Here is an 18,859-nt window from a genome sequence, read left to right as displayed (position 1 = left end):
GGCTTTATTCTTAAAGAGAAGAATTTAGGACTGCTTCACCAACAATGGCATCCACGCCGATCCATTCCGCTCCAGCAGATGCAACACCCGATGCCTCCATCAGCACCGGACTGCTCGTTCATCTCTCCACGGTTTCGCCCGACGCTCTAGAACAGACTCTCGCAAATCTTGCCGCTGCCTTTCCCGGCCAGTCCGTATCGATTGCCTTACCCGAATCCTCTAACCTCGAATCGATCCCGCCAGCTCAGAATCTTCGTCTGCTCCCCTACACCCCTACGGCGGCTCCTTCGCCGATCAGCTGGGTCCTTACCGCGGCAGACTACCTGAACACATATAAGCTGGCACAGGAACATAACGCATCGGCTTGCCTTCTGCTGGGTGCAGATTCCCACACGATGTCACCGGAGTCTATTCGCACTCTGGCAGATACAGTTCTCTCTTCCCCCACCGATCTCGCCGTCTCCCATTACCATCCGGGAGCGCGAGAAGGATTGCTCAATTCAGCACTTCTCTACCCCTTGACCCGCGCGCTCTTCTGCGCAAAGCCGCGTTTTCCTCTGGCCATAGATCTTGGCCTCTCGGTCCGTATGGCCGAACGGCTTGCTGCAGCAGCGCAACGCTTCACCGCCACGAATCAAAACGACGCAATGCTATGGTCTGTCTCCGAAGCCGCCGTGGCCGGATTTTCGATCAGTGAAGCCGACGTTCCGGCTCGGTCGTTTCCGCAACCCCTCGCGCCCGACCTCAATACTCTTCTCACCCAGATCCTCGGCTCCTTCTTTGCCGATATCGACACCCGCGCGGCCTTCTGGCAGCGTATGCGCACAACCATCCCACGGCGCGAGATCCCCTCGACCACTTCTCCCGCCGAACCGATCGACATCACCCCCATGCTTCAGTCCTTCCATCTCGCGTATTCGAATCTGCACGAGATCTGGGCGCTGGTGCTTCCGCCACACACGCTTCTTGGGCTCAAACATCTCTCGCTCATCCCCCAGGAATCCTTCCGCATGCCCGACAATCTCTGGGTGCGCATCGTCTATGACTTTGTACTCGCCTATCGTCTGCGTACTATCAACCGAGGACACCTGCTGGGGGCGCTGATCCCGCTTTATCTCGCGTGGGTCGCCTCTCACCTTTTGTTGATTCAGAATGGCGCCTCGCCGGAACGACACATCGAAGAGGTCGCCCAGGCTTTTGAAACCGATAAGCCTTATTTCGTATCACGCTGGCGCTGGCCCGATCGCTTCAATCCGTAGCCGTCAGCCATCACCATTCCAAGGTAAGGAGAATCGCCCATGTGGCAACAAGTCGAACTCGCCCTGAGCCAATCCGCACACCGGGCCCTCGTCACACTGGCCAACTTTCTCCCCGGACTGCTCGCCCTGCTGCTGGCGGTCCTCATCCTCACTGCGATTGGCGCAATCCTGGCCGCGCTCCTGAAGCGCCTGCTCACCGCCATCCGCTTCGACGAACGCCTCTCGCGCAACCCCATCGTTCCTCTCGATTGGGCTCCTTCACACGGCCCCACACTGCTGGTCGCTCGCGCCGTCTTCTGGGCCAGTGTCGTCCTTGGTTTTCTGATTGGCATCTCTGCCTTCGATGCTGCCTACGCCGGCAACTCGCAGATGTCCTTCTTCCTTCTGCCCTACCTGACTCATTCCGTAGGAGCCATCCTGCTCTTCATCGGTGGAACCTTGCTGGCCCGTTATCTCGCTCGCACTGTTCTCATTGAGGCTGTCAATGCCCGGCTCCAGTATGCCCGCTTCCTTTCGGTAGGAGTCAAATGGCTCGTGCTCGTCCTCACCGCAGCCACCGTTCTCGATCACCTTGAGATCGGAGGCACTGTCGTCGACCTCGCATTCGGCATCCTCTTCGGAGGAATCGTCCTCACACTCTCCCTCGCCATCGGGCTCGGCTCACGTGACATCGTTAGCCGCTCCCTCGAGAAGAATGTGGACACCGAAGTCCTTCCTACCGATCCAACCTACAAACCCCAGGCCACTACGGAGACCCTCCGCCACTTCTGACGCGCTACGGAAACCAGGAGAAGGTCGATTATTTTCACTCATCTATCTTCTCTTTCATATCCAAAAGCGGATATGATTCCGTCCATGCGTTCCTTCCTGGCCATCGTCCTCCTTGCGTCTCTCTCTGTCTCTGCTCAGACCAAATCACAGCCGAAGCTCGCCGAACGCCCCTACATGGGCTGGAGTAGCTGGTCTTTCCTGCGAGGCAAGGTCTCCGAAGAAACGGTCAAAGCGCAGGTGGATGTACTCTTCGCAGCTAAGCTCCCCGACTACGGCTACCGCTACATCAATCTAGACGCAGGATGGTCCGACGGATGGGACGAGCACGGCATCCCCAAAGCTAACCTCACGAAATTCCCTTCCGGCATGGATGGCTTTGGCCAGTACCTCCACTCCAAGGGACTGCACTTCGGCATCTACATGATGCCTGGCATCGATCCGAAGCTGTACGATGCCAACCCCATCATCGAAGGCACCAACGCGCATATCAAAGACATCACCATCACTACGCTTCCCGGAAGCACTCACAAGGGCTCCTACAAAATCGATTTCTCCAAGCCCGCTGCTCGAACTTATGTCTTCTCCATGCTTCGCCAGTTCGCCCGCTGGAAGGTCGATTTCATCAAGCTCGATTTCGTCGGTCCCGGTGGCGGCAATCTCCCTGCCGATAATCGCGAAGAACTCCGTGTCTGGCACCAAGCCATTCTTGCGACCCATCGTCCTATCTGGCTCGAGCTCTCCAACTGGATGTCCATCGATCAAGCTCCCCTCTGGCGCGCCAACGCCAATGGCTGGCGCATTGAAAACGATGTCGAGTGCTACCCCTGCGGCCGCTCTACCGATCCCGCTATCAAAGGAAATCTCACCATCTGGTCCAAAGTCGTCGAGCGCTTCTCCGATCTCCGCCCCTGGATCGCCTACGCTAAACCCGGCGGCTGGAACGACCTCGACTCCATCGAGATCGGCAATGGCGACAAAGACGGCATTACCCCAGCCGAGCGCCAGACCATGTTCACTCTCTGGGCAATCTCCTGCGCTCCGCTCTACCTCGGCACCGATCTCACCCACATGGATCCTGCCGATCTCGCCATCCTCACCAACAAAAATCTCATCGCGATCAATCAGGCCGGCGTACCGGCATCACCGCTCGACATCCAACAACTCCGCAGCAAACAACAACAGGCATGGTTCACCAAAAACCGCGACGGCTCTTTCACGCTCGCCCTCTTCAATCTGGGACCTGAATCCGCCGACATTAAATTTGACTGGCGCGAACTCGACGCCCTTCGCGACACCAACTTCGCCGCTCGTCCACCCAAACTTACCGATCTCGTCACCAATCAGGACGTCCCAACACCGCCAAGCGAACTCAACTTCACCCTCGACTCGCACGCTTCCAGGGTCTTCCGACTGACCCCGTCCCGATAACATCACTCAGTTGAAGTGTCATCCTGAGCGTATGCGCCTTCAGCGCTTCGCTCAGGATCTGCGATTTAACTTGAATTCTACGACTCCACTCACATTCGCCTTGATATAGGACTAAATTTGTCCTATAAAGAAATAGGACTCTTTTTGTCCTCAATCCATCCGGCAGCGTACGGCACCTGACCCATGCATCGTAAGTACTTATCACTCTCTCTGTTGCTGATTGTGTCCCCAGCTCTGGCACAAGGGCCCGGTGCACCTCCACTTCGGCCGGCATTTCTGGCGCTCGATACCAACCATGATGGCAAGCTCTCTGCGGACGAAATCGCTGCCGCCAGCACCTCACTTCTCACCCTCGATCTCGACCATGACGGCCAGTTGACCTCGCTCGAATATCTTCCCAATCCTGCCGATCCGAACGCCAATAAACCAGATGAAACAGTGCAGCGTCTGATGGCGCTCGATCGCAATGGCGATGGCGTTCTCACTCGCGACGAGGTACCGGAACGTCTTCAGGGCTTCTTCACGCGAGCCGATATCAACCACGACGGCAAACTGACACCCGATGAGATTCGTGCCTCAGCGGCGGGCCAGACAGGTCCCAAGGGACGTGTTCAGCACTCAGGCAATGCCACTCGTATGGATCCCATCCTGGACGCTATCGACACCAACCATGACGGAATCCTCTCCGCCGAAGAGATCGCCGCTGCTCCAGTTTCGTTAAAGTCTCTTGATAAAGATGGCGATGGTGAACTTTCCTCAGCAGAACTCCGTCCTAGACAGATGACACCCGTCGACCGGGCCAAACACATGCTCGACGAGTGGGACACCAATAAGGACGGCAAGATCGCGAAAGCCGAAGCTCCCGATCGTATGCAACAGCAGTTTGAAAGCATCGATACCAATCACGACGGTTTTCTTACTGAAGACGAGCTTGTCGTCTACTTCACAAATCTGCCTCCTCAGCAGCCTCGTCGCGAAGGCAACAGCAATGAAGCTTCTCATCCTCAAGGAACGCGTCCCTGACTCCTATGAATCCCTTTAAGATCTCTGCAGCCCTTCTGCTTTCGCTCGCGATTCCTCTCGCCTCTGCCCAGTCGCAGTCTTCTCTCTATATCTCGCATCATGAAAACGTCCTCGGAACCTCGCTCGAGCTCAAGCTGCGCACCTCCAGCAAAGCTCAGGCTGCAAAAGCAGAAGAGGCCGTGCTCCACGAGATTGATCGCGAGAACCGCATCCTCAGCGCCTGGTCTCCCACCAGCGAGTTCTCCCGCTGGAACAGCACCCACAACATTCCTGTTCACGTCTCGCCCGAACTCTACGAGGTACTCGATCTCTTCGATCATTGGCGCCAGCAGACCGGCGGTGCTCTCGATGCCTCCGCGGAAACAGCAGTGCGCGCATGGAAACTTGCCGCAGTCGAAGACCGTGAGCCCACCGACGCTGAACTCCAGAGAGCCGTCGCCGCCATGCAGCGCCCTCACTGGTCGCTCGATCCGGTTCATCACACGGCAACTCACCTCGATGATGCTCCTATCGCATTGAACTCTTTCGCCAAGAGCTATATCGCGAACCATGCCGCCAATGCAGCGCTTGCGGCTGGAGCCACCGGAGTCCTCCTCAACATCGGCGGAGACATTGTCCTTCGCGGAAACATTACCGAACGAGTCGCCATCACCGATCCTCGCGCCGCGGCGGAGAACGATCCCCCTATCGATCTCGTCCGACTCTCGAACCGCACCATTGCGACCAGCGGTGACTACCGGCGCGGCTTCGATATTCATGGCACTCACTACTCTCACATCATCGACCCGCGCACTGCCGAACCGGCAGAGTCCGTTCTTTCTTCAACCGTAATCGCAGGTGACCCCGCAACTGCCGGAGCCCTGGCTACAGCCTTCTCTGTCATGTCACCCAGCCAGAGCCGCAAATTAGCCGCTTCGATGCCGGACGTCGATTATCTGTTGATCCTTCGCGATGGCCGTACTATCACTAGCCGCAACTGGTCCTCGCGTGAAGTCCCCCGGATTCAAACGGTCGCCTACGTTCCACAGAAGAAAGCTGCGCCATCGCTCGATCTGCTCATCAACTTTGAACTCGCGCGCATCGACGATCCGCGCTATCGCAGACCCTACGTTGCCGTATGGGTTGAAGATGCCGACCACTTCCCTGTGCGTACCCTGGCGCTCTGGTTCCAGAAACCCCGTTGGCTCCCCGAGCTGAAGTCCTGGTACCACGCCGATCAGGTTCGCAACCTCGCCGAAGGAACGGACCTCTCCACCACCATCTCTTCTGCGACTCGGTCACCCGGAAAATACACCCTCCGCTGGGATGGAAAAGATAACGCAGGGAAACCCGTGAAACCCGGCAAATACACCATCTTCATCGAAGCCTCACGCGAACACGGGACCCACGGCCTGATGCGTCAGGAGATCAACTGGGACGGCAAGACTCCAGCCCTGTTCACACTTTCCGGAAATAAGGAGATAGCGAGCGCCGCTCTTGACTACGGTAAGCACAACTAAGGAGAGTAAGGCTGCTCACAAGAAGCGTCATTTCGACCGAAGTTGCATGGCAACGAAGCGGAGAAATCCCCGCATTTTGCAGTGCTCGTACAACCACAACCCTCAACCAGGAACGACTAGTTCCAGTAGTCCAAGATAGTGTCATCCTGAGCGAAGCGCACCGCGCGTAGCCGAAGGATCTGCGGTTAAACAATCTCAGCCAACGATGCCTACATCGATCCAAACTCAGCCCTCCAAACCTGCACCCGGACTTCGCGTTCACCTGCGACGCAAAACTGCGGTCGTCGCGCGATGGCTCCATATCTATCTCTCGATGGGGTCGTTTGCGATCGTCCTGTTCTTTGCCGTTACCGGCCTCACTCTCAACCACGCCGACTGGTTCTCGAATCAGGAAAAGACCATCCACTCTACCGGCCAGATGCCGCAAGAGTGGGTTCGACCTTCCGGCAAGACCGAACCAGCAAAACTCGAGATCGTCGAGCGACTTCGCTCCGCTAATAAACTTCACGGAACCGTCTCCGATTTCCGCATCGACGACGATCAGCTCTCCGTCTCGTTCAAAGCGCCCGGCTACTCCGCAGATGTCGCCATCGATCGCAGCACCGGCCACTATGACCTCATTGAGGTCCGGAACGGCTTTGTCGCGGTTATCAACGATCTGCACAAAGGACGTGATGCTGGAAAGACATGGATCTGGCTGATCGACCTATCGGCCATTCTGCTCACCCTGGTCTCACTGACAGGACTGCTGCTTCTCTTCTTCGTCTACAAACGGCGAACCTCCGGCCTGATCCTGGCCGCAGTGGGGACACTCCTCTGCTACCTCGTCTATCTACGCTTCGTCCCTTAGGATCCCGCTTCCTAAAGGTGCGATCGGAACGAAGCGTAGTCGAGGAATCCCCAAATTTGCATTTTGCGAACCCCGGAACGGAACCTGTCAAGCCCTGGATCTCCCAAAAAATCTTGCATCCTCAACAAAATAAAACCACTAACCTCGCAACTGCTGAGATGCAAATTCACCCCCTGTCATTCTCTAAAATAGAAACAGACCAGATAATCCCCGGCCTACTCGCCGGGGATTTCCATTTCACTCAAAAGAAGGAGGTCCAGACCTAACTACAATGGTTCGAATACTTTGCACAAAATCGGGGGGGGGACCCTAGTACGCTGGTCCTGACAGCAGCGTCCTCTGAGTTGACTGATAGAACCCATAGATCCCTACGACTGCAAAGCCAACCAGCGAAACGAGGTATCCCAAGGCCAGACTTCCCGTCTGCCGTGCGATCAAACCAGCAATCGGCGGAAAGACCGCTCCTCCAACGATGGCCATCACCAGAAGGGATCCGCCCAATTTGGTATTTCTGCCCAATCCTTTCAACCCAAGAGCAAAGATCGTCGGAAACATGATGGAGATGAAAAAGCCGCTCGCAACCACAGCCCACGCGCCCAGCATTCCCGGCCGTAATACTGCGATCAGCATCATCACCGCATTGCAGACACCATACGCACCCAGCATTAGACTCGGCCGGATATAGCGCATCAGCGGAGTTGATACGAATCTTCCAATCATCATCGCAATCAGGACCGCTGTCAGATAGTGCGCTGCCGTTCGTTCACTCACCACCGTGTACTGCTTCATATAGGGAATCAAGCTGCTCCACGACGAAACCTGCGCACCAACGTTGCAGAAATTCGCCGCCACCGCAATCCAGATAGCGGGATTTTGAAGTAGTTCGGCAAAGCTCCCGTGATCTTCTCCTGCTCCTTCATGTTCCGATTGAATCACCGGAAACTTCGTTCTGGAGAGGATCAATGCGCATAGAAGCACAACGACTCCGAACGCAAGATATGTCGGCACGACACGCATGATCTCGCCATGCAGATAGGCCTGATACGTTCCTGCCGCCTTCATCTGTCCAATCTCCACCGCATTGGGCTCTACGCCCGAGAAGATGAAGTATGTACCAATCAGTACGCCGGCAATCGTCCCCGGAGGGTTGAATGCTTGTGAAAAATTCAACCGCTGTTCCGAAGTCACCGGATCGCCAAACTGCGCGATGAAGGGATTCGCCGCCGTCTCCAGAATCGAAGCGCCGCAACCCACCGTAAACAGCGCGACAAGGAACATCGCATACTGCCCGCGCACAGCGGCAGGCAGAAACAACAACATTCCCGAACCGAAGATCACCAGGCCGGCCACCATTCCGGTCTTGTATCCCCACCGCCGCATCACCAGGCCAGCTGGAATCGCCATGCAGAAATATCCAAGAAAGTTTGCCGTCTGCACCAACTGTGCGCTGAACTGCGAAAGCTCCAGCGATTTCCGGAACTGCTGCACCAGAATGTCCGTCAGGTTATTCGACATTCCCCACAGGAAGAACAACACTGTAACCAACACAAAGGGCACCATGTTTCCCACCGGAAACACCGGATGTTTTCCGCTCGTTGCCGTATTCGTCTTTGTGCCTGTTACCGGTGCTGAAATCTGCATGCGTTCTCCGTTTCTGAAAATCCCATCTCAATGCCGTGAGGAAAATCCTACATGTCCGCGCTGTTTCCTGGCTGATTTATTCCAGGTACTTATATCCCATACACGCGCCTGGCATTATCGCCAAAGACCGCATCGCGCTCCTGTACGCTGAATCCAGTGAAATACTGCTCCAGTAGGTGAAACCACTGCGCATATCCGCAGGCCACTAGACACACCGGCCAATCAGACCCAACCATCAGGCGCTTCGGACCAAATGCTTCCACCACCGTATCCAGATATGGCCGAAGCCCCTCAGGAGTCCATCGCTTCCAGTCCGCCTCCGTCACCATCCCAGAGATCTTGCAGAAAACATTTTCCCGTTTCGCCAACTCCCGTATCTGCGTAGCCCATGGCTCCAGCGCGCCTTCACCGATCCGTGGCTTGGCGATGTGGTCCAGCACAAATACCTGATCCGGATGACGATCCACAAACGCAATCGCCTGCGGTAGATGCCGCTCATAGATCAGAATGTCGTAGACCAGCCCGGTTCCGTGCAAAATGCGAATCCCGCGATTGAAATCCTCCCGCAGAATGAAATTCTCATCTGGCTCCGCCTGAACGATATGCCGCAGACCTTTTAGCTTTGGTTGACCGACGAGCGCCTCAAGACTCGCGCGAAACTCAGGACTCGCAATCGGAGCCCATCCGGCAACTCCGCAAATCTCTTGATGCCGATCCGCCAGCTCCAGCAGCCAGTGCGTCTCCTCCAGAGTCTGCCGTGCCTGCACCGCAATCGTTCCGTCGACTCCTGCCGAGCGCATTGCAGCGATCAGGTCTTCCGGCAAAAAGTCTCGCTGTAGTGCAGCCATGCTTCCATCGATCCATCCATACTCTTTCACCGAGTACCGCCATAGATGGTGATGCGCATCAATCCTTTGCGTCACGCTTGACTCCTCCAATGAATCATACTCAAAATTTATCTTCCATAATTGAAAGATAAAACCTGTCATGGCAACGCGAATATCTTCCTATCGCGTATCATCCGGCATACCATAGGCTCACAATCTTCCGGTGTAATCGGCCCATAGTTTCGAAGTGCAAGATGGAGGAATTTGATGGCTTCCCGAAAGTCCGTCTCTCATTTTTCCACGCAGCCTCGTACCCTGCTTCCCGGCAGCGAAAAAAATCCTATCGCTCCTGGTGATCTCGGAAATCCCATCTCCAGCAGACACCGTATCACCGTCTCCGTGATGGTTCGTCGCAAAGTACCGCTTCAGGCTGAACACACCACAGGAGAACAGCGCCTCACTCGCGCCCAGTTTCGCGCCAGCCACGCAGCAGATCCTGCCGCAGTCAAACTCGTTCGCGCTTTTGCAAAGGAGTATGGCCTGACCATACAGCCCGGGACGCCCGCTCCCGGTCGCCGCACCATGAAGCTCACCGGAACGATTACAAATCTCCAGCGAGCCTTCGGCGTCACCCTCGTTCACAAATCCATTGGCGATGACATCTGCCGGGTCCGCCAAGGTGGAATCTACCTCCCGCAGGAACTCGTTGGGCCTGTCGTCGCAATTCTCGGCCTCGACAATCGTCCCCAGGCTCAGCCTCACTTCCGTTTCGCAGGAGATACAGGTGCTGCCGCCAATCGCATCGCACAGGCAGGTGGTTTCGCTCGTCCTCATGCTTCCGCTATCTCTTACACTCCGGTTCAGGTGGGCCAGCTCTATGGCTTTCCATCGAACTCCACCGCTGCGAACCAGACTATTGCTCTGCTTGAACTCGGGGGAGGTTTCCGCCAGGCCGACATCACTGCCTACTTCAAGTCGCTCGGTCAGAAGCCGCCGCAAGTCATCGCGGTTTCCGTCTCCGGAGCCAAAAACTCTCCGAGCAACGCCAATGGCGCGGACGGCGAGGTGATGTTGGACATCGAAGTCGCCGCCGCTGTCGCTCCCGGAGCCCGTATCGTGGTCTATTTTGCGCCCAATACCGACCAGGGTTTTATCGACGCTATCGGCGCCGCCGTACACGACACGAAGTACAAACCCAGTATCCTATCCATCTCCTGGGGAGCACCTGAGGTCCGGTGGACCGCACAGGCGATGAATGCACTCGACGCGGTCTGCCAGTCTGCGGCGGCTCTCGGCATCACCATTACCGTCGCTGCGGGAGACAACGGTTCCTCCGACGGCATTACTGACACTCAGAATCACGTTGACTTCCCCGCCTCCAGCCCGCATGTCCTCGCCTGCGGCGGAACGAGTCTGCAAAGCTCCAATGGAGCCATCACCGCCGAAACCGTATGGAACGATCAAGGAGGTGGCGCGACCGGCGGCGGTGTGTCGAACACCTTCGCTCTGCCTTCATGGCAGTCCGGCGCGAACGTCCCTAAGCCTACAACCTCTGCTGGAGGTCGCGGGGTTCCTGATGTAGCGGGCAACGCCGACCCAAACACCGGCTACACGATCCGCGTCGATGGACAAACCATTGTGATCGGAGGCACCAGCGCTGTTGCTCCGTTGTGGGCCGGTCTCATCGCGCTGGCCAACCAACAAAATGGGGCCTCCGCTGGCTTCATCAATCCGGCGATCTACACTGCCACCGCGAAGGCTGCTTTCCACGACATCACGCAGGGCAATAACGGAGCCTTCCAGGCTACTATCGGTTGGGATGCCTGCACTGGACTGGGTTCTCCTATCGCACCTCAACTTATCCCCGTTGTGAAACCTACCTCCGCGCCTACGAAAAAGAAGCCTGCTAAGAGCAAAGGAAAGAAAACAGCCGCGAAGAAATCGGCTCGGACTGTCGCTCGAAAGAAACTGCCCGGCAAAAAGAAGCCGCCAACGCTGACCCTCAAACGAGGAAAGAGCAACCGCTAGCTAAGACCTGGCTCGAACAATTTCCTCGCTCGAGCCAGGTCTTCTGGCGTGTCACCGTCAAGAAGGGGGGCGCCCCCTCCCAGCGACTGCATAAATGGTTCTTTTTCTGTTACTTATCCAGATATCGATCCCTAAAATATAGAGGACAAAGGATTTAAGGGCCAAAATATAGAATCTAAAAGAGATCGCCTCGTTGCGGTGCGATCGAGTCGGGATTTCTCCCCTCTATAAAAATTGTAGACAAACTCACTGTAGGAATCTGCATTTTTGGAGCAATTTTATTTTGCCTCTATGTGCTTGACTCTTTAACAAGTTGTGCTCCCGGGTCAGGAGACAGAGGGGTTGACACCCATCCGATTGCGGGGATGACGGGTGCAATTGCGAGGGCTCTCAGCTTCGGCCTTGAGGGCCTCCTCTTATTTGTGGCGCAAATTCAGATTTAGGTTTCTAGCTCTTCTCTGAGAAGGTGTGGATGCCGCACTCCAGCTTCTGGCCGCCCCAGCGTCCACTGCGTGCATCCGCTCCTGCGGCTGGAATCGCAGTGCAGGGCTCGCACCCAATGCTGGTGTATCCGCGAGCATAAAGCTCCAGCTGTGGAATCCCTTCGCGCTCAGCGTACTCAGTTACGCGCGCCCAATCCCAGTCGGCCAACACGCTGATCTTCTTCAGGTGTCTTCCTGTAGGCAGCTTGTGGTCCTCAACCTTCTTGAGATTGGCTCGAGTCGGAGACTGCTCACGCCGCAGCCCGGTAAACCACCAGTCAAACGGCTCGAGCGAACGCATCAAGGGCTCCACCTTGCGCGCCGCGCAGCACGCCGTAGGATTCACGATATTCAGAATTCCGAACTGCCCTTCGAACTCCTTCACCGTCGTCGTGGGTAGAGCGTTGACCAGGTTCAAACCCCACTCTGCTGTCATGCGGTCGCGATACGCGATCACCTCGGCGAAGTGGTATCCGGTCTCCAGAAAGATCACCGGAACATCGGGAAGATGCTTGCGTAGCATGTGCAGAGCGACCATGTCCTCCGTTTGAAAACTTGAAGTCAGGCACACTGAACCCTTTGCAGCGGCCTGCACCACCTGGTCCACCAGCGCTTCTGCAGTCAAAGCCTCATAGTCCACTGCCGAATCGATCACGCTCATATCCTTGCTCCTGCAAGCCGTAGAACCTCGTCTTCTTCCAACGTATTGCCCGCGACAACCTTCCTGCCGTCGGCAAATGCCTCAACCGTACGCACAAGCTGCGCCTGCGTTTCTACCGAAAGGGCACGCGCCGTAATTGCGGTCCCACCAACAAGAGTCAACGCACGCACAACCGCCACCAGAGCATCGTCGGGAATCAATACATCGTCGATCACTGCAGCGCGCTGCCCGCGAGCCTCCAGCGCATCGCGTACACGATCCGCTAGATCTTCACGTCCCGGTATCAGCACCAGCGCTGCCTGTTCACCGTCCTCGCCTGCGCTCTCCGCAGCGCCCACGATCATCGCAGCGCCCACGGTCGCGTTCGTCAAACCATCGACCAAAATCAGCGAACCCGTCGTCCTGCTCTCGGTATACGCATCGAAGAAGAGCGGAAGATTGGTTTCAAACTCGATCTCAGCGATCTCGTTCATCGCCAATCGGTCGGTCTGAACATGCTCCAGCGAGTTCACATCAACACGATAGCGAATCGCCGTAACCTTCGCCCGTGCCACTCGCGTAGTGTGCTTCGCAACGTAGGTACGCCCAACGACCAATGGCTCCTCGTGCATCCACACCACCATGGCGCGCAGCCGTCGTGCGCTCGTGGGCAAGTCCTGCTCGCGTTCGGCAGAGACAAGCATCTCCCCCCGGCTCAGGTCGATCTCGTCTTCCAGCTCAACCGTCACGCTCTGTGGATAAGCGGCAATCTGCAGATCACCATCCCAGGTGACAATGCGATGTACCTTCGTCTCGCGCCGCGAAGGAAGCGCCAGTACACGGTCTCCTTCACGCAATACACCGCGAGCGACTTGACCAGCAAAGCCACGGAAGTTCGCATGGGGCCGCTGCACCAGTTGTACGGGAAACCGCAAGGGACCGTGATGATCATGAATCGTCAGCGGCACCGTCTCCAGAAATTCCAGCAATGTGGGCCCGTCGTACCACGACATCTTTTGGCTTGGAGTAACGACGTTATCGCCCTCAAGCGCGCTGACTGGAATAACCGTGACGCTCTTCAGCCCTAACCGCGAAGCAAACTCCACAAACTCGGCGCGAATTGCCCGGAAGCTCTCTTCCGAGTAGCCTACCAGGTCCATCTTGTTCACCGCGGCGACGACGTGCGGGATTCCCAGCAGCGCCGCAATATAGGTATGCCTGCGCGACTGGGGCAGCAGCTTGCCCTCACGCAGAAATGCGTTGGCATCGATCAACACCACAGCCACATCAGCGGTTGAGGCTCCCGTCGCCATGTTGCGCGTGTACTGCTCGTGGCCAGGAGTATCGGCAATGATGAACTTTCGTCGCGAAGTGGAAAAGTAGCGGTAAGCTACATCAATCGTAATGCCCTGCTCACGCTCTGCCTTCAGACCATCCGTCAGCAACGAAAGATCGACATGACCATTCGCAGCGCGGTTCACGCGGCTCTTCTTCACCGCAGCAAGCTGATCCTCGTAGACGCTCTTCGTATCGTGCAGCAGGCGCCCGATCAGCGTGCTCTTGCCATCATCCACGCTTCCCGCGGTAGTAAAACGCAACATCTCCTGGCCGAGATGTGCCTCCAGAAAATCTTCAAATCCCGTCACAATCGCGCTCATTAGAAGTATCCCTCCCGCTTCTTGACCTCCATCGATCCCTCTTCGTCGTGGTCGATGGCGCGGTTTTCGCGTTCACTTCTTCGGAAGGTCAACAGCTCTTCGATAATCTTTGGCAGTGTATCCGCCTCGCTTCGGATCGCTCCCGTGCAAGGGTGGCAGCCGAGGGAACGCATACGAACTTTTTCGGTACGCACCTCTTCGCCGGGCAGAAGCTTCATGCCGTCGTAATAGAGAGTGATCTGTCCACCACGTATAACCACAGGTCGCTCCGTAGCAAAGTACAGGGGAACGATCGGGATCTTCTCAGCATAGAGATAGAGCCAGATATCAAGCTCCGTCCAATTGGAGAGCGGAAAGACACGGATACTCTCTCCCTTCTTCAACCGCGAGTTATACAGGCTCCACAGCTCGGGGCGCTGGTTCTTCGGGTCCCACTGACCGGCAGCATCGCGAAAACTGTAGACGCGCTCCTTGGCTCGGCTCTTTTCCTCATCGCGACGAGCTCCGCCAAATGCAGCATCGAACTTTCCTTCCGCCAGACCATCCAGCAAGCTGCGAGTCTTCAACAGACCGCAGCAGTTCTGCGTCCCAAGGGTATACGGATTCGCTCCCGCCGCAAGCGCCTCTTCATTCTTGTGCACGATCAGCTCCGCGCCAATCTCTTTCGTATAGTCATCACGAAAAGAGATCATCTCGGGAAACTTGTAGCTGGTATCGATATGCAGCAGAGGAAACGGAATTTTTCCGGGATAGAAGGCCTTCTGCGCCAATCGCAGCATCACGCTCGAATCCTTACCGATGGAGTAGAGCATCACCGGCCGGGCAAACTCCGCTACCGCCTCGCGCAGAATGGCAATACTTTCGGCTTCAAGAGCCTGCAGATGATTCAGTCTGGCTGGTTGGAGAAGGGTATCGGCTTCAAGAGCAACGGTCTGGGTCATATAGGTGGGTCACCTTCCGGACTCGCTGGCAAAATGTCACACCGGGTGTCCGAGCTGAAAATCAAGAGAGCTGGAAAAGTAGAGGGGAAAGATAGCGGTCGCGGTTATCGACAACAACGCGCGCACGGACACGGGAGCATCCGGCAACAACAACAGGCACGCTGAGCGAAGTTCGCCATCTCTGTTAAGTATAGAAGCCTGCCGAGGCTCCTGCAACCTGAGCCGGAAAGTCTGCTAAACTAAATCAGCCGGAAACAGCGCTCCAGCAGGAAGATCCAAGGCGGTCCCGAACTTCGCCCGATTTTCTGTACATCGCGGAACGTATTCTTCTCCGGCCACTTACCGCACAGAGTCGGGGCGTAGCGCAGCCTGGTAGCGCACCTGCTTCGGGAGCAGGGGGTCGTTGGTTCGAATCCAATCGCCCCGACCATTCTTCCATTTGACCCTCTTGAAAATGATGTCGAAGGGATATCTGTATGTGGGTGTTGCACTTGAGGCGCCCACAGAAAAGTTCGAACACATCGTTCTGAGCAGTTTGGCTTTTTCTGCAGAATCCTGTGACAAATACAGAAAATAGGCCTTATTCGTGAGTTCTAACACTCTCTGAGCATCGAGTGCCTGTCGGTGCTCTCGGCGTTGGCAAGGCCATCGATGGCGAGCTTAAACATCGACAAGGAACTGGCGATAAAGATTCCCGCCGAGAAGCTGGCGGTGATCTAACAAGATCTTCGCCGGAATTGGACTGGCACTGGGAATATACAAGAGCATTTCTTCAGAAGCCGTTTGACACCGAAGAGCTTTTGGATTGGGTAAACGTGCCATCGGCGGTCACTGCAAGTGACGATACTTAGATCAGGTGTTTTTAGCTAAGTGCCATCGAATGTCCCATCGTCTCCCCACTAAAGACATCCCTAATCAAGTTCGACCGCACCTTGACCTTCTTTGCTGGCCGGCAGATGCCAGGGCCGACCATTTCGATTGAAAAGTAGTAAGCGACATCGAATAGTTATCCCCTAATCATCCACATAGAAGCGGTACTATCCTTCAAGGATGCCGGAGACGCTCCAACCCGCGACTGAGTCCTTCACCCTCTCCGGCTCCGTTCACGTTCTGCTCCAGTTCGACGTCAGCGAAGAGATTCGCCTCGACCGGCTCCGCAATCTCCTCCGTGCTCCCACGGTGCAGCAGCCTGCGCTCAAGCATCCTGCGCCAGGTTACGTCCGCTACAAGCGGCCACCCGTAGTAGAGCCCACGGAGCCTCTTATCCTTGACACGGGCGAGCGTCTCCTCGGCGAGATCAAGTACTACGACTACGGCGTGCTCAGTGTAATCTTCCAGCTCCCCTTCTCAGGCACCTGGGAGACCCTCATTTCTCTCACCAGCCGCTGGGCTTGGGAGATTGATTTCGCTGCCCACGCCTCGCGCATCGTACGTCAACGGCTTCAAATCGCCGCGCCAGCACTAATCAAGCCTTACAACGAGTGGCTCTCTGAGGACTACCTCATCGTCCATGTCCGCCACATCACCGGTTCTCCAACAGCGACCGAACTTATAGCCACCTATGGAGACAGCATTGCACAGGTTGTCCGTGGCGACACTCTCCCGCTCTCTGCCGACGAACGCAAAGAGGTCCTCCAATCCAGCATCTCTTATTACCCTACCGATCTCGCCATCATCGGATGGAATGCTGCCTTCCTCTACGACACTCCCAGCGGAGCCGAAGCCGCGATCCAGTTGCTCGAATACGCCAACTCGCAGCTTCTAGAGTTCCGCCACTATGACGATCTCCTCACCCGCGTCCTCGACGACGTCTACGACTCCTTCGAACAGCGCCAGGGCTTCTTCACTCGTTTTCGCCACGCCGGTTCTGCCAATCGTCTTCATACCGTCTTGCTTGAGGTCATGGAACTTACCGAGCACGCCGACAACGCAATCAAGTTCCTCAGCGACATGTTCGCAGCGCGACTCTACCGTCTCGCTGCCTCCAAAGTCGGTGTTCTCGACTACAAGGATCTCGTCCATCAGAAGATCGATACCGCTGAAGACCTCTACCGCTTCATGGTCGACCAGTTCAATCAGAGTCGCGCATTCTTTCTTGAATCCGCCGTCGTGATCATCCTCGTCATCGAGTTGATTTATCTCTTCCGCGGCAAAGGTTTCTAAACCAATTCAAAACGGACCGTCATTCTGAGCGCAGCGAAGAATCCCCGTATTTCTTTCTCATCACAAAGCCCCTCCAGCTTCTTTCAAAAATTCAGGTACACCGGATTCCCCAGGATCAGAAGCCTTCCATTCGCTCCGCGCACATTCACCCGAACCCAGTGCCGTTGGTCATCGGAGACTTGATCGAACTCTCGCACTTCGATAGGCTCCTTAATCTCTCCTCCAAGCGCCTCAACGACACCATCCCGCACCACCTCTGCCTTTGCGCCCGCGAGATTCTTCAGTGTCAGGACGAAGTGAACCTTCTCGCCTGGGAGAGCCTTCACGACATCCCCCATCATCGCCTTCTGTCCGCCTACTGATGCTGTAAACTCAATCGCCCGATCGTGCGAGCCTAGCGTATCCACAAACGCATGCCCCGCGCGAATCCCATCCAGAATCGCCCGCTCCGACAGATTCGCCGCATACACCACTGTTGTCGGCTTCCCTATCGCAGCGTTATGATTCGGCTCCAGCGTCGCATCATGGTTATCACTCCCCCCTACCGCCGTCACACGAAGTCCATCATTCAGCCTTTTCTGCCAGAACGGCACCCCTGACACCGCATTGTCGGCATTGTCTCCATTGATCGCCTCGATCACATGCACGCGGCTGAAGTCTGTATTTTTCACCGACCATCCGCACCCCATACACTCCGCGCCGGTCGGCAATCCGGGGTGATTGATCGAGATCAGTGCATGCTTCTTCTCAACTTCGTTCAAAAGATCATTGAAGGTCGGAACATATTTGCTCGTCAAACGAAAGTCGATAAACTCCGTTGTTCCGAAGACATTCGCGTGCCCCTGAAAAGTCGTAATCTCGCGGCCGGGAATCAGCAGCATCTTGTCGAAATACGGTGCCAGCTCGCGCATCGCATCGAAGTGCGACATCGTGTTGTGGTCCGTAATTGCAATGAAGTCCAATCCGCGCGCCGAAGCAGCCTCCACCGTCTTGTACAGCGGACACGGAACCTTCTTCCCCATCTGGCTGGTGCAGCTTCCATCGCTGTGCGCGTCGTGCATGTGCAGGTCACCGCGAAACCACCCTGGGCCTTCGCGCACCGGCCCGGGAACAGCCTCCGCGCCAAAGGTTGACCCCGTTACCGGCTCACCCTCACGTCCGAAGTACACCTTTGCGACATACTCCGATCGCACGCCAGTCGGCATGCTGGGGACTCCCAGCAGCAGCTTCCACACTCCCGGTCGAATCGGCCCAGGCAAATATGAAGGGGTAGCATCCGTCTCCGATACCGTAAAGGCGCTCTTGTTGCCTCCACTCCACCCGCGGAACCTCTCGTTATCCAACAAGCCCAGATCGATCGTCGCCTTCTTCTCATGCCCGGTGTAGTGGAAGTCCACACTCACCCGAACGACACCTGCAGGTACCGTAAATGGAACCTCAACGTAGGTTTCGCGATTCGCCTCTGTAATCGTCCCCTTCAGAACCAGGTCAGGCTTCCGTTGCTCCTGCGCCCTCAGCCCACTCACACCAAAGACGGCGGTAAACGCAAACAGATACACCCCAACACCACGCAAAAAGCAATGCTTCACGCTGACCTCCATTTCGATACCTGAAACAAACGAATGCAGAGCCATTAAATACAACTGAAG

The 18,859-nt window shown here is 56.2% G+C and carries 14 protein-coding genes and 1 tRNA gene; 9 read left to right on the top strand and 6 right to left on the bottom strand.

Annotation, left to right across the window (positions count from 1 at the left end; genetic code table 11):
- Positions 1 to 44 precede the first annotated feature (44 nt).
- The 6 genes from H7846_RS04810 to H7846_RS04785 all read left to right on the top strand — a co-directional run bounded on the left by H7846_RS04810 (position 45) and on the right by H7846_RS04785 (position 6,830).
- Positions 45 to 1,259, top strand: a complete 1,215-nt coding sequence (locus H7846_RS04810) for a hypothetical protein (RefSeq protein WP_186695377.1) — start codon at positions 45 to 47, stop codon at positions 1,257 to 1,259.
- Positions 1,260 to 1,298: 39 nt separating this feature from the next.
- Positions 1,299 to 2,030 carry a mechanosensitive ion channel family protein gene (locus H7846_RS04805; protein ID WP_186695376.1) on the top strand — a complete coding sequence of 244 codons (732 nt, stop codon included), beginning with the start codon at positions 1,299 to 1,301 and terminating at the stop codon, positions 2,028 to 2,030.
- Between the two features lie 72 nt (positions 2,031 to 2,102).
- Positions 2,103 to 3,458, top strand: a complete 1,356-nt coding sequence (locus tag H7846_RS04800) for a glycoside hydrolase family 27 protein (protein WP_186695375.1) — start codon at positions 2,103 to 2,105, stop codon at positions 3,456 to 3,458.
- A 183-nt stretch (positions 3,459 to 3,641) separates the two neighbouring features.
- Positions 3,642 to 4,481: an EF-hand domain-containing protein gene (locus H7846_RS04795; protein ID WP_186695374.1), complete on the top strand. Its 840-nt coding sequence runs from the start codon at positions 3,642 to 3,644 to the stop codon at positions 4,479 to 4,481.
- 5 nt (positions 4,482 to 4,486) lie between these two features.
- Positions 4,487 to 5,980 (top strand): DUF2271 domain-containing protein, encoded by a 1,494-nt coding sequence (locus tag H7846_RS04790; protein WP_186695373.1) that lies wholly within the window; start codon positions 4,487 to 4,489, stop codon positions 5,978 to 5,980.
- Positions 5,981 to 6,185: 205 nt separating this feature from the next.
- Positions 6,186 to 6,830, top strand: coding sequence for a PepSY-associated TM helix domain-containing protein (locus H7846_RS04785; protein ID WP_186695372.1), 645 nt, complete (start codon positions 6,186 to 6,188; stop codon positions 6,828 to 6,830).
- Between the two features lie 309 nt (positions 6,831 to 7,139).
- Here the strand turns inward: H7846_RS04785 and fucP are convergent, their stop codons facing one another.
- A complete protein-coding gene (fucP, locus tag H7846_RS04780) occupies positions 7,140 to 8,471 on the bottom strand; it encodes an L-fucose:H+ symporter permease (protein ID WP_255460847.1) in 1,332 nt (443 codons plus the stop codon).
- Between the two features lie 89 nt (positions 8,472 to 8,560).
- Positions 8,561 to 9,394: an amidohydrolase family protein gene (locus tag H7846_RS04775; RefSeq protein WP_255460846.1), complete on the bottom strand. Its 834-nt coding sequence runs from the start codon at positions 9,392 to 9,394 to the stop codon at positions 8,561 to 8,563.
- Between the two features lie 171 nt (positions 9,395 to 9,565).
- On the opposite strand from H7846_RS04775, the gene H7846_RS04770 reads away from it, so the two are divergent.
- Positions 9,566 to 11,326 (top strand): S53 family peptidase, encoded by a 1,761-nt coding sequence (locus H7846_RS04770; protein WP_186695370.1) that lies wholly within the window; start codon positions 9,566 to 9,568, stop codon positions 11,324 to 11,326.
- A 447-nt stretch (positions 11,327 to 11,773) separates the two neighbouring features.
- Here the strand turns inward: H7846_RS04770 and H7846_RS04765 are convergent, their stop codons facing one another.
- Genes H7846_RS04765 through cysD form a run of 3 tightly spaced genes read right to left on the bottom strand, consistent with a single transcriptional unit; the run spans position 11,774 to position 15,047 of the window.
- On the bottom strand, positions 11,774 to 12,469 hold the full coding sequence (locus H7846_RS04765; protein ID WP_186695369.1) for a phosphoadenylyl-sulfate reductase: 696 nt from the start codon (positions 12,467 to 12,469) through the stop codon (positions 11,774 to 11,776).
- Positions 12,466 to 14,106 (bottom strand): sulfate adenylyltransferase subunit CysN, encoded by a 1,641-nt coding sequence (cysN, locus tag H7846_RS04760; protein WP_186695368.1) that lies wholly within the window; start codon positions 14,104 to 14,106, stop codon positions 12,466 to 12,468. The genes H7846_RS04765 and cysN overlap by 4 nt, the downstream gene beginning before the upstream one ends.
- A complete protein-coding gene (gene cysD, locus H7846_RS04755; RefSeq protein ID WP_186695367.1) occupies positions 14,106 to 15,047 on the bottom strand; it encodes a sulfate adenylyltransferase subunit CysD in 942 nt (313 codons plus the stop codon). Before cysD ends, cysN begins: the two co-directional genes overlap by 1 nt.
- A gap of 353 nt (positions 15,048 to 15,400) precedes the next feature.
- Between cysD and H7846_RS04750 the strand changes: the two genes are divergently transcribed.
- Both H7846_RS04750 and H7846_RS04745 read left to right on the top strand, forming a co-directional pair.
- Positions 15,401 to 15,477, top strand: a tRNA-Pro gene (locus H7846_RS04750).
- Positions 15,478 to 16,097: 620 nt separating this feature from the next.
- On the top strand, positions 16,098 to 17,210 hold the full coding sequence (locus H7846_RS04745) for a hypothetical protein (protein WP_186695366.1): 1,113 nt from the start codon (positions 16,098 to 16,100) through the stop codon (positions 17,208 to 17,210).
- 83 nt (positions 17,211 to 17,293) lie between these two features.
- On the opposite strand, the gene H7846_RS04740 is transcribed toward H7846_RS04745, so the two are convergent.
- Positions 17,294 to 18,799, bottom strand: a complete 1,506-nt coding sequence (locus tag H7846_RS04740; protein WP_255460845.1) for a CehA/McbA family metallohydrolase — start codon at positions 18,797 to 18,799, stop codon at positions 17,294 to 17,296.
- Between the last annotated feature and the right edge of the window lie 60 nt (positions 18,800 to 18,859).

Source organism: Edaphobacter sp. 4G125 (assembly GCF_014274685.1).
Lineage (GTDB): Bacteria > Acidobacteriota > Terriglobia > Terriglobales > Acidobacteriaceae > Edaphobacter.
The sequence above is the reverse complement of the archived record's forward strand: the minus strand, read 5'-3'. Positions and strand labels throughout refer to the sequence as shown.

Coding starts and splice junctions, on each gene's coding strand:
- H7846_RS04810 (WP_186695377.1), top strand. CDS start 45: ATGGCATCCACGCCGATCCATTCCGCTCCAGCAGATGCAACACCCGAT.
- H7846_RS04805 (WP_186695376.1), top strand. CDS start 1,299: ATGTGGCAACAAGTCGAACTCGCCCTGAGCCAATCCGCACACCGGGCC.
- H7846_RS04800 (WP_186695375.1), top strand. CDS start 2,103: ATGATTCCGTCCATGCGTTCCTTCCTGGCCATCGTCCTCCTTGCGTCT.
- H7846_RS04795 (WP_186695374.1), top strand. CDS start 3,642: ATGCATCGTAAGTACTTATCACTCTCTCTGTTGCTGATTGTGTCCCCA.
- H7846_RS04790 (WP_186695373.1), top strand. CDS start 4,487: ATGAATCCCTTTAAGATCTCTGCAGCCCTTCTGCTTTCGCTCGCGATT.
- H7846_RS04785 (WP_186695372.1), top strand. CDS start 6,186: ATGCCTACATCGATCCAAACTCAGCCCTCCAAACCTGCACCCGGACTT.
- fucP (WP_255460847.1), bottom strand. CDS start 8,471: ATGCAGATTTCAGCACCGGTAACAGGCACAAAGACGAATACGGCAACG.
- H7846_RS04770 (WP_186695370.1), top strand. CDS start 9,566: ATGGCTTCCCGAAAGTCCGTCTCTCATTTTTCCACGCAGCCTCGTACC.
- H7846_RS04765 (WP_186695369.1), bottom strand. CDS start 12,469: ATGAGCGTGATCGATTCGGCAGTGGACTATGAGGCTTTGACTGCAGAA.
- cysN (WP_186695368.1), bottom strand. CDS start 14,106: ATGAGCGCGATTGTGACGGGATTTGAAGATTTTCTGGAGGCACATCTC.
- cysD (WP_186695367.1), bottom strand. CDS start 15,047: ATGACCCAGACCGTTGCTCTTGAAGCCGATACCCTTCTCCAACCAGCC.
- H7846_RS04745 (WP_186695366.1), top strand. CDS start 16,098: ATGCCGGAGACGCTCCAACCCGCGACTGAGTCCTTCACCCTCTCCGGC.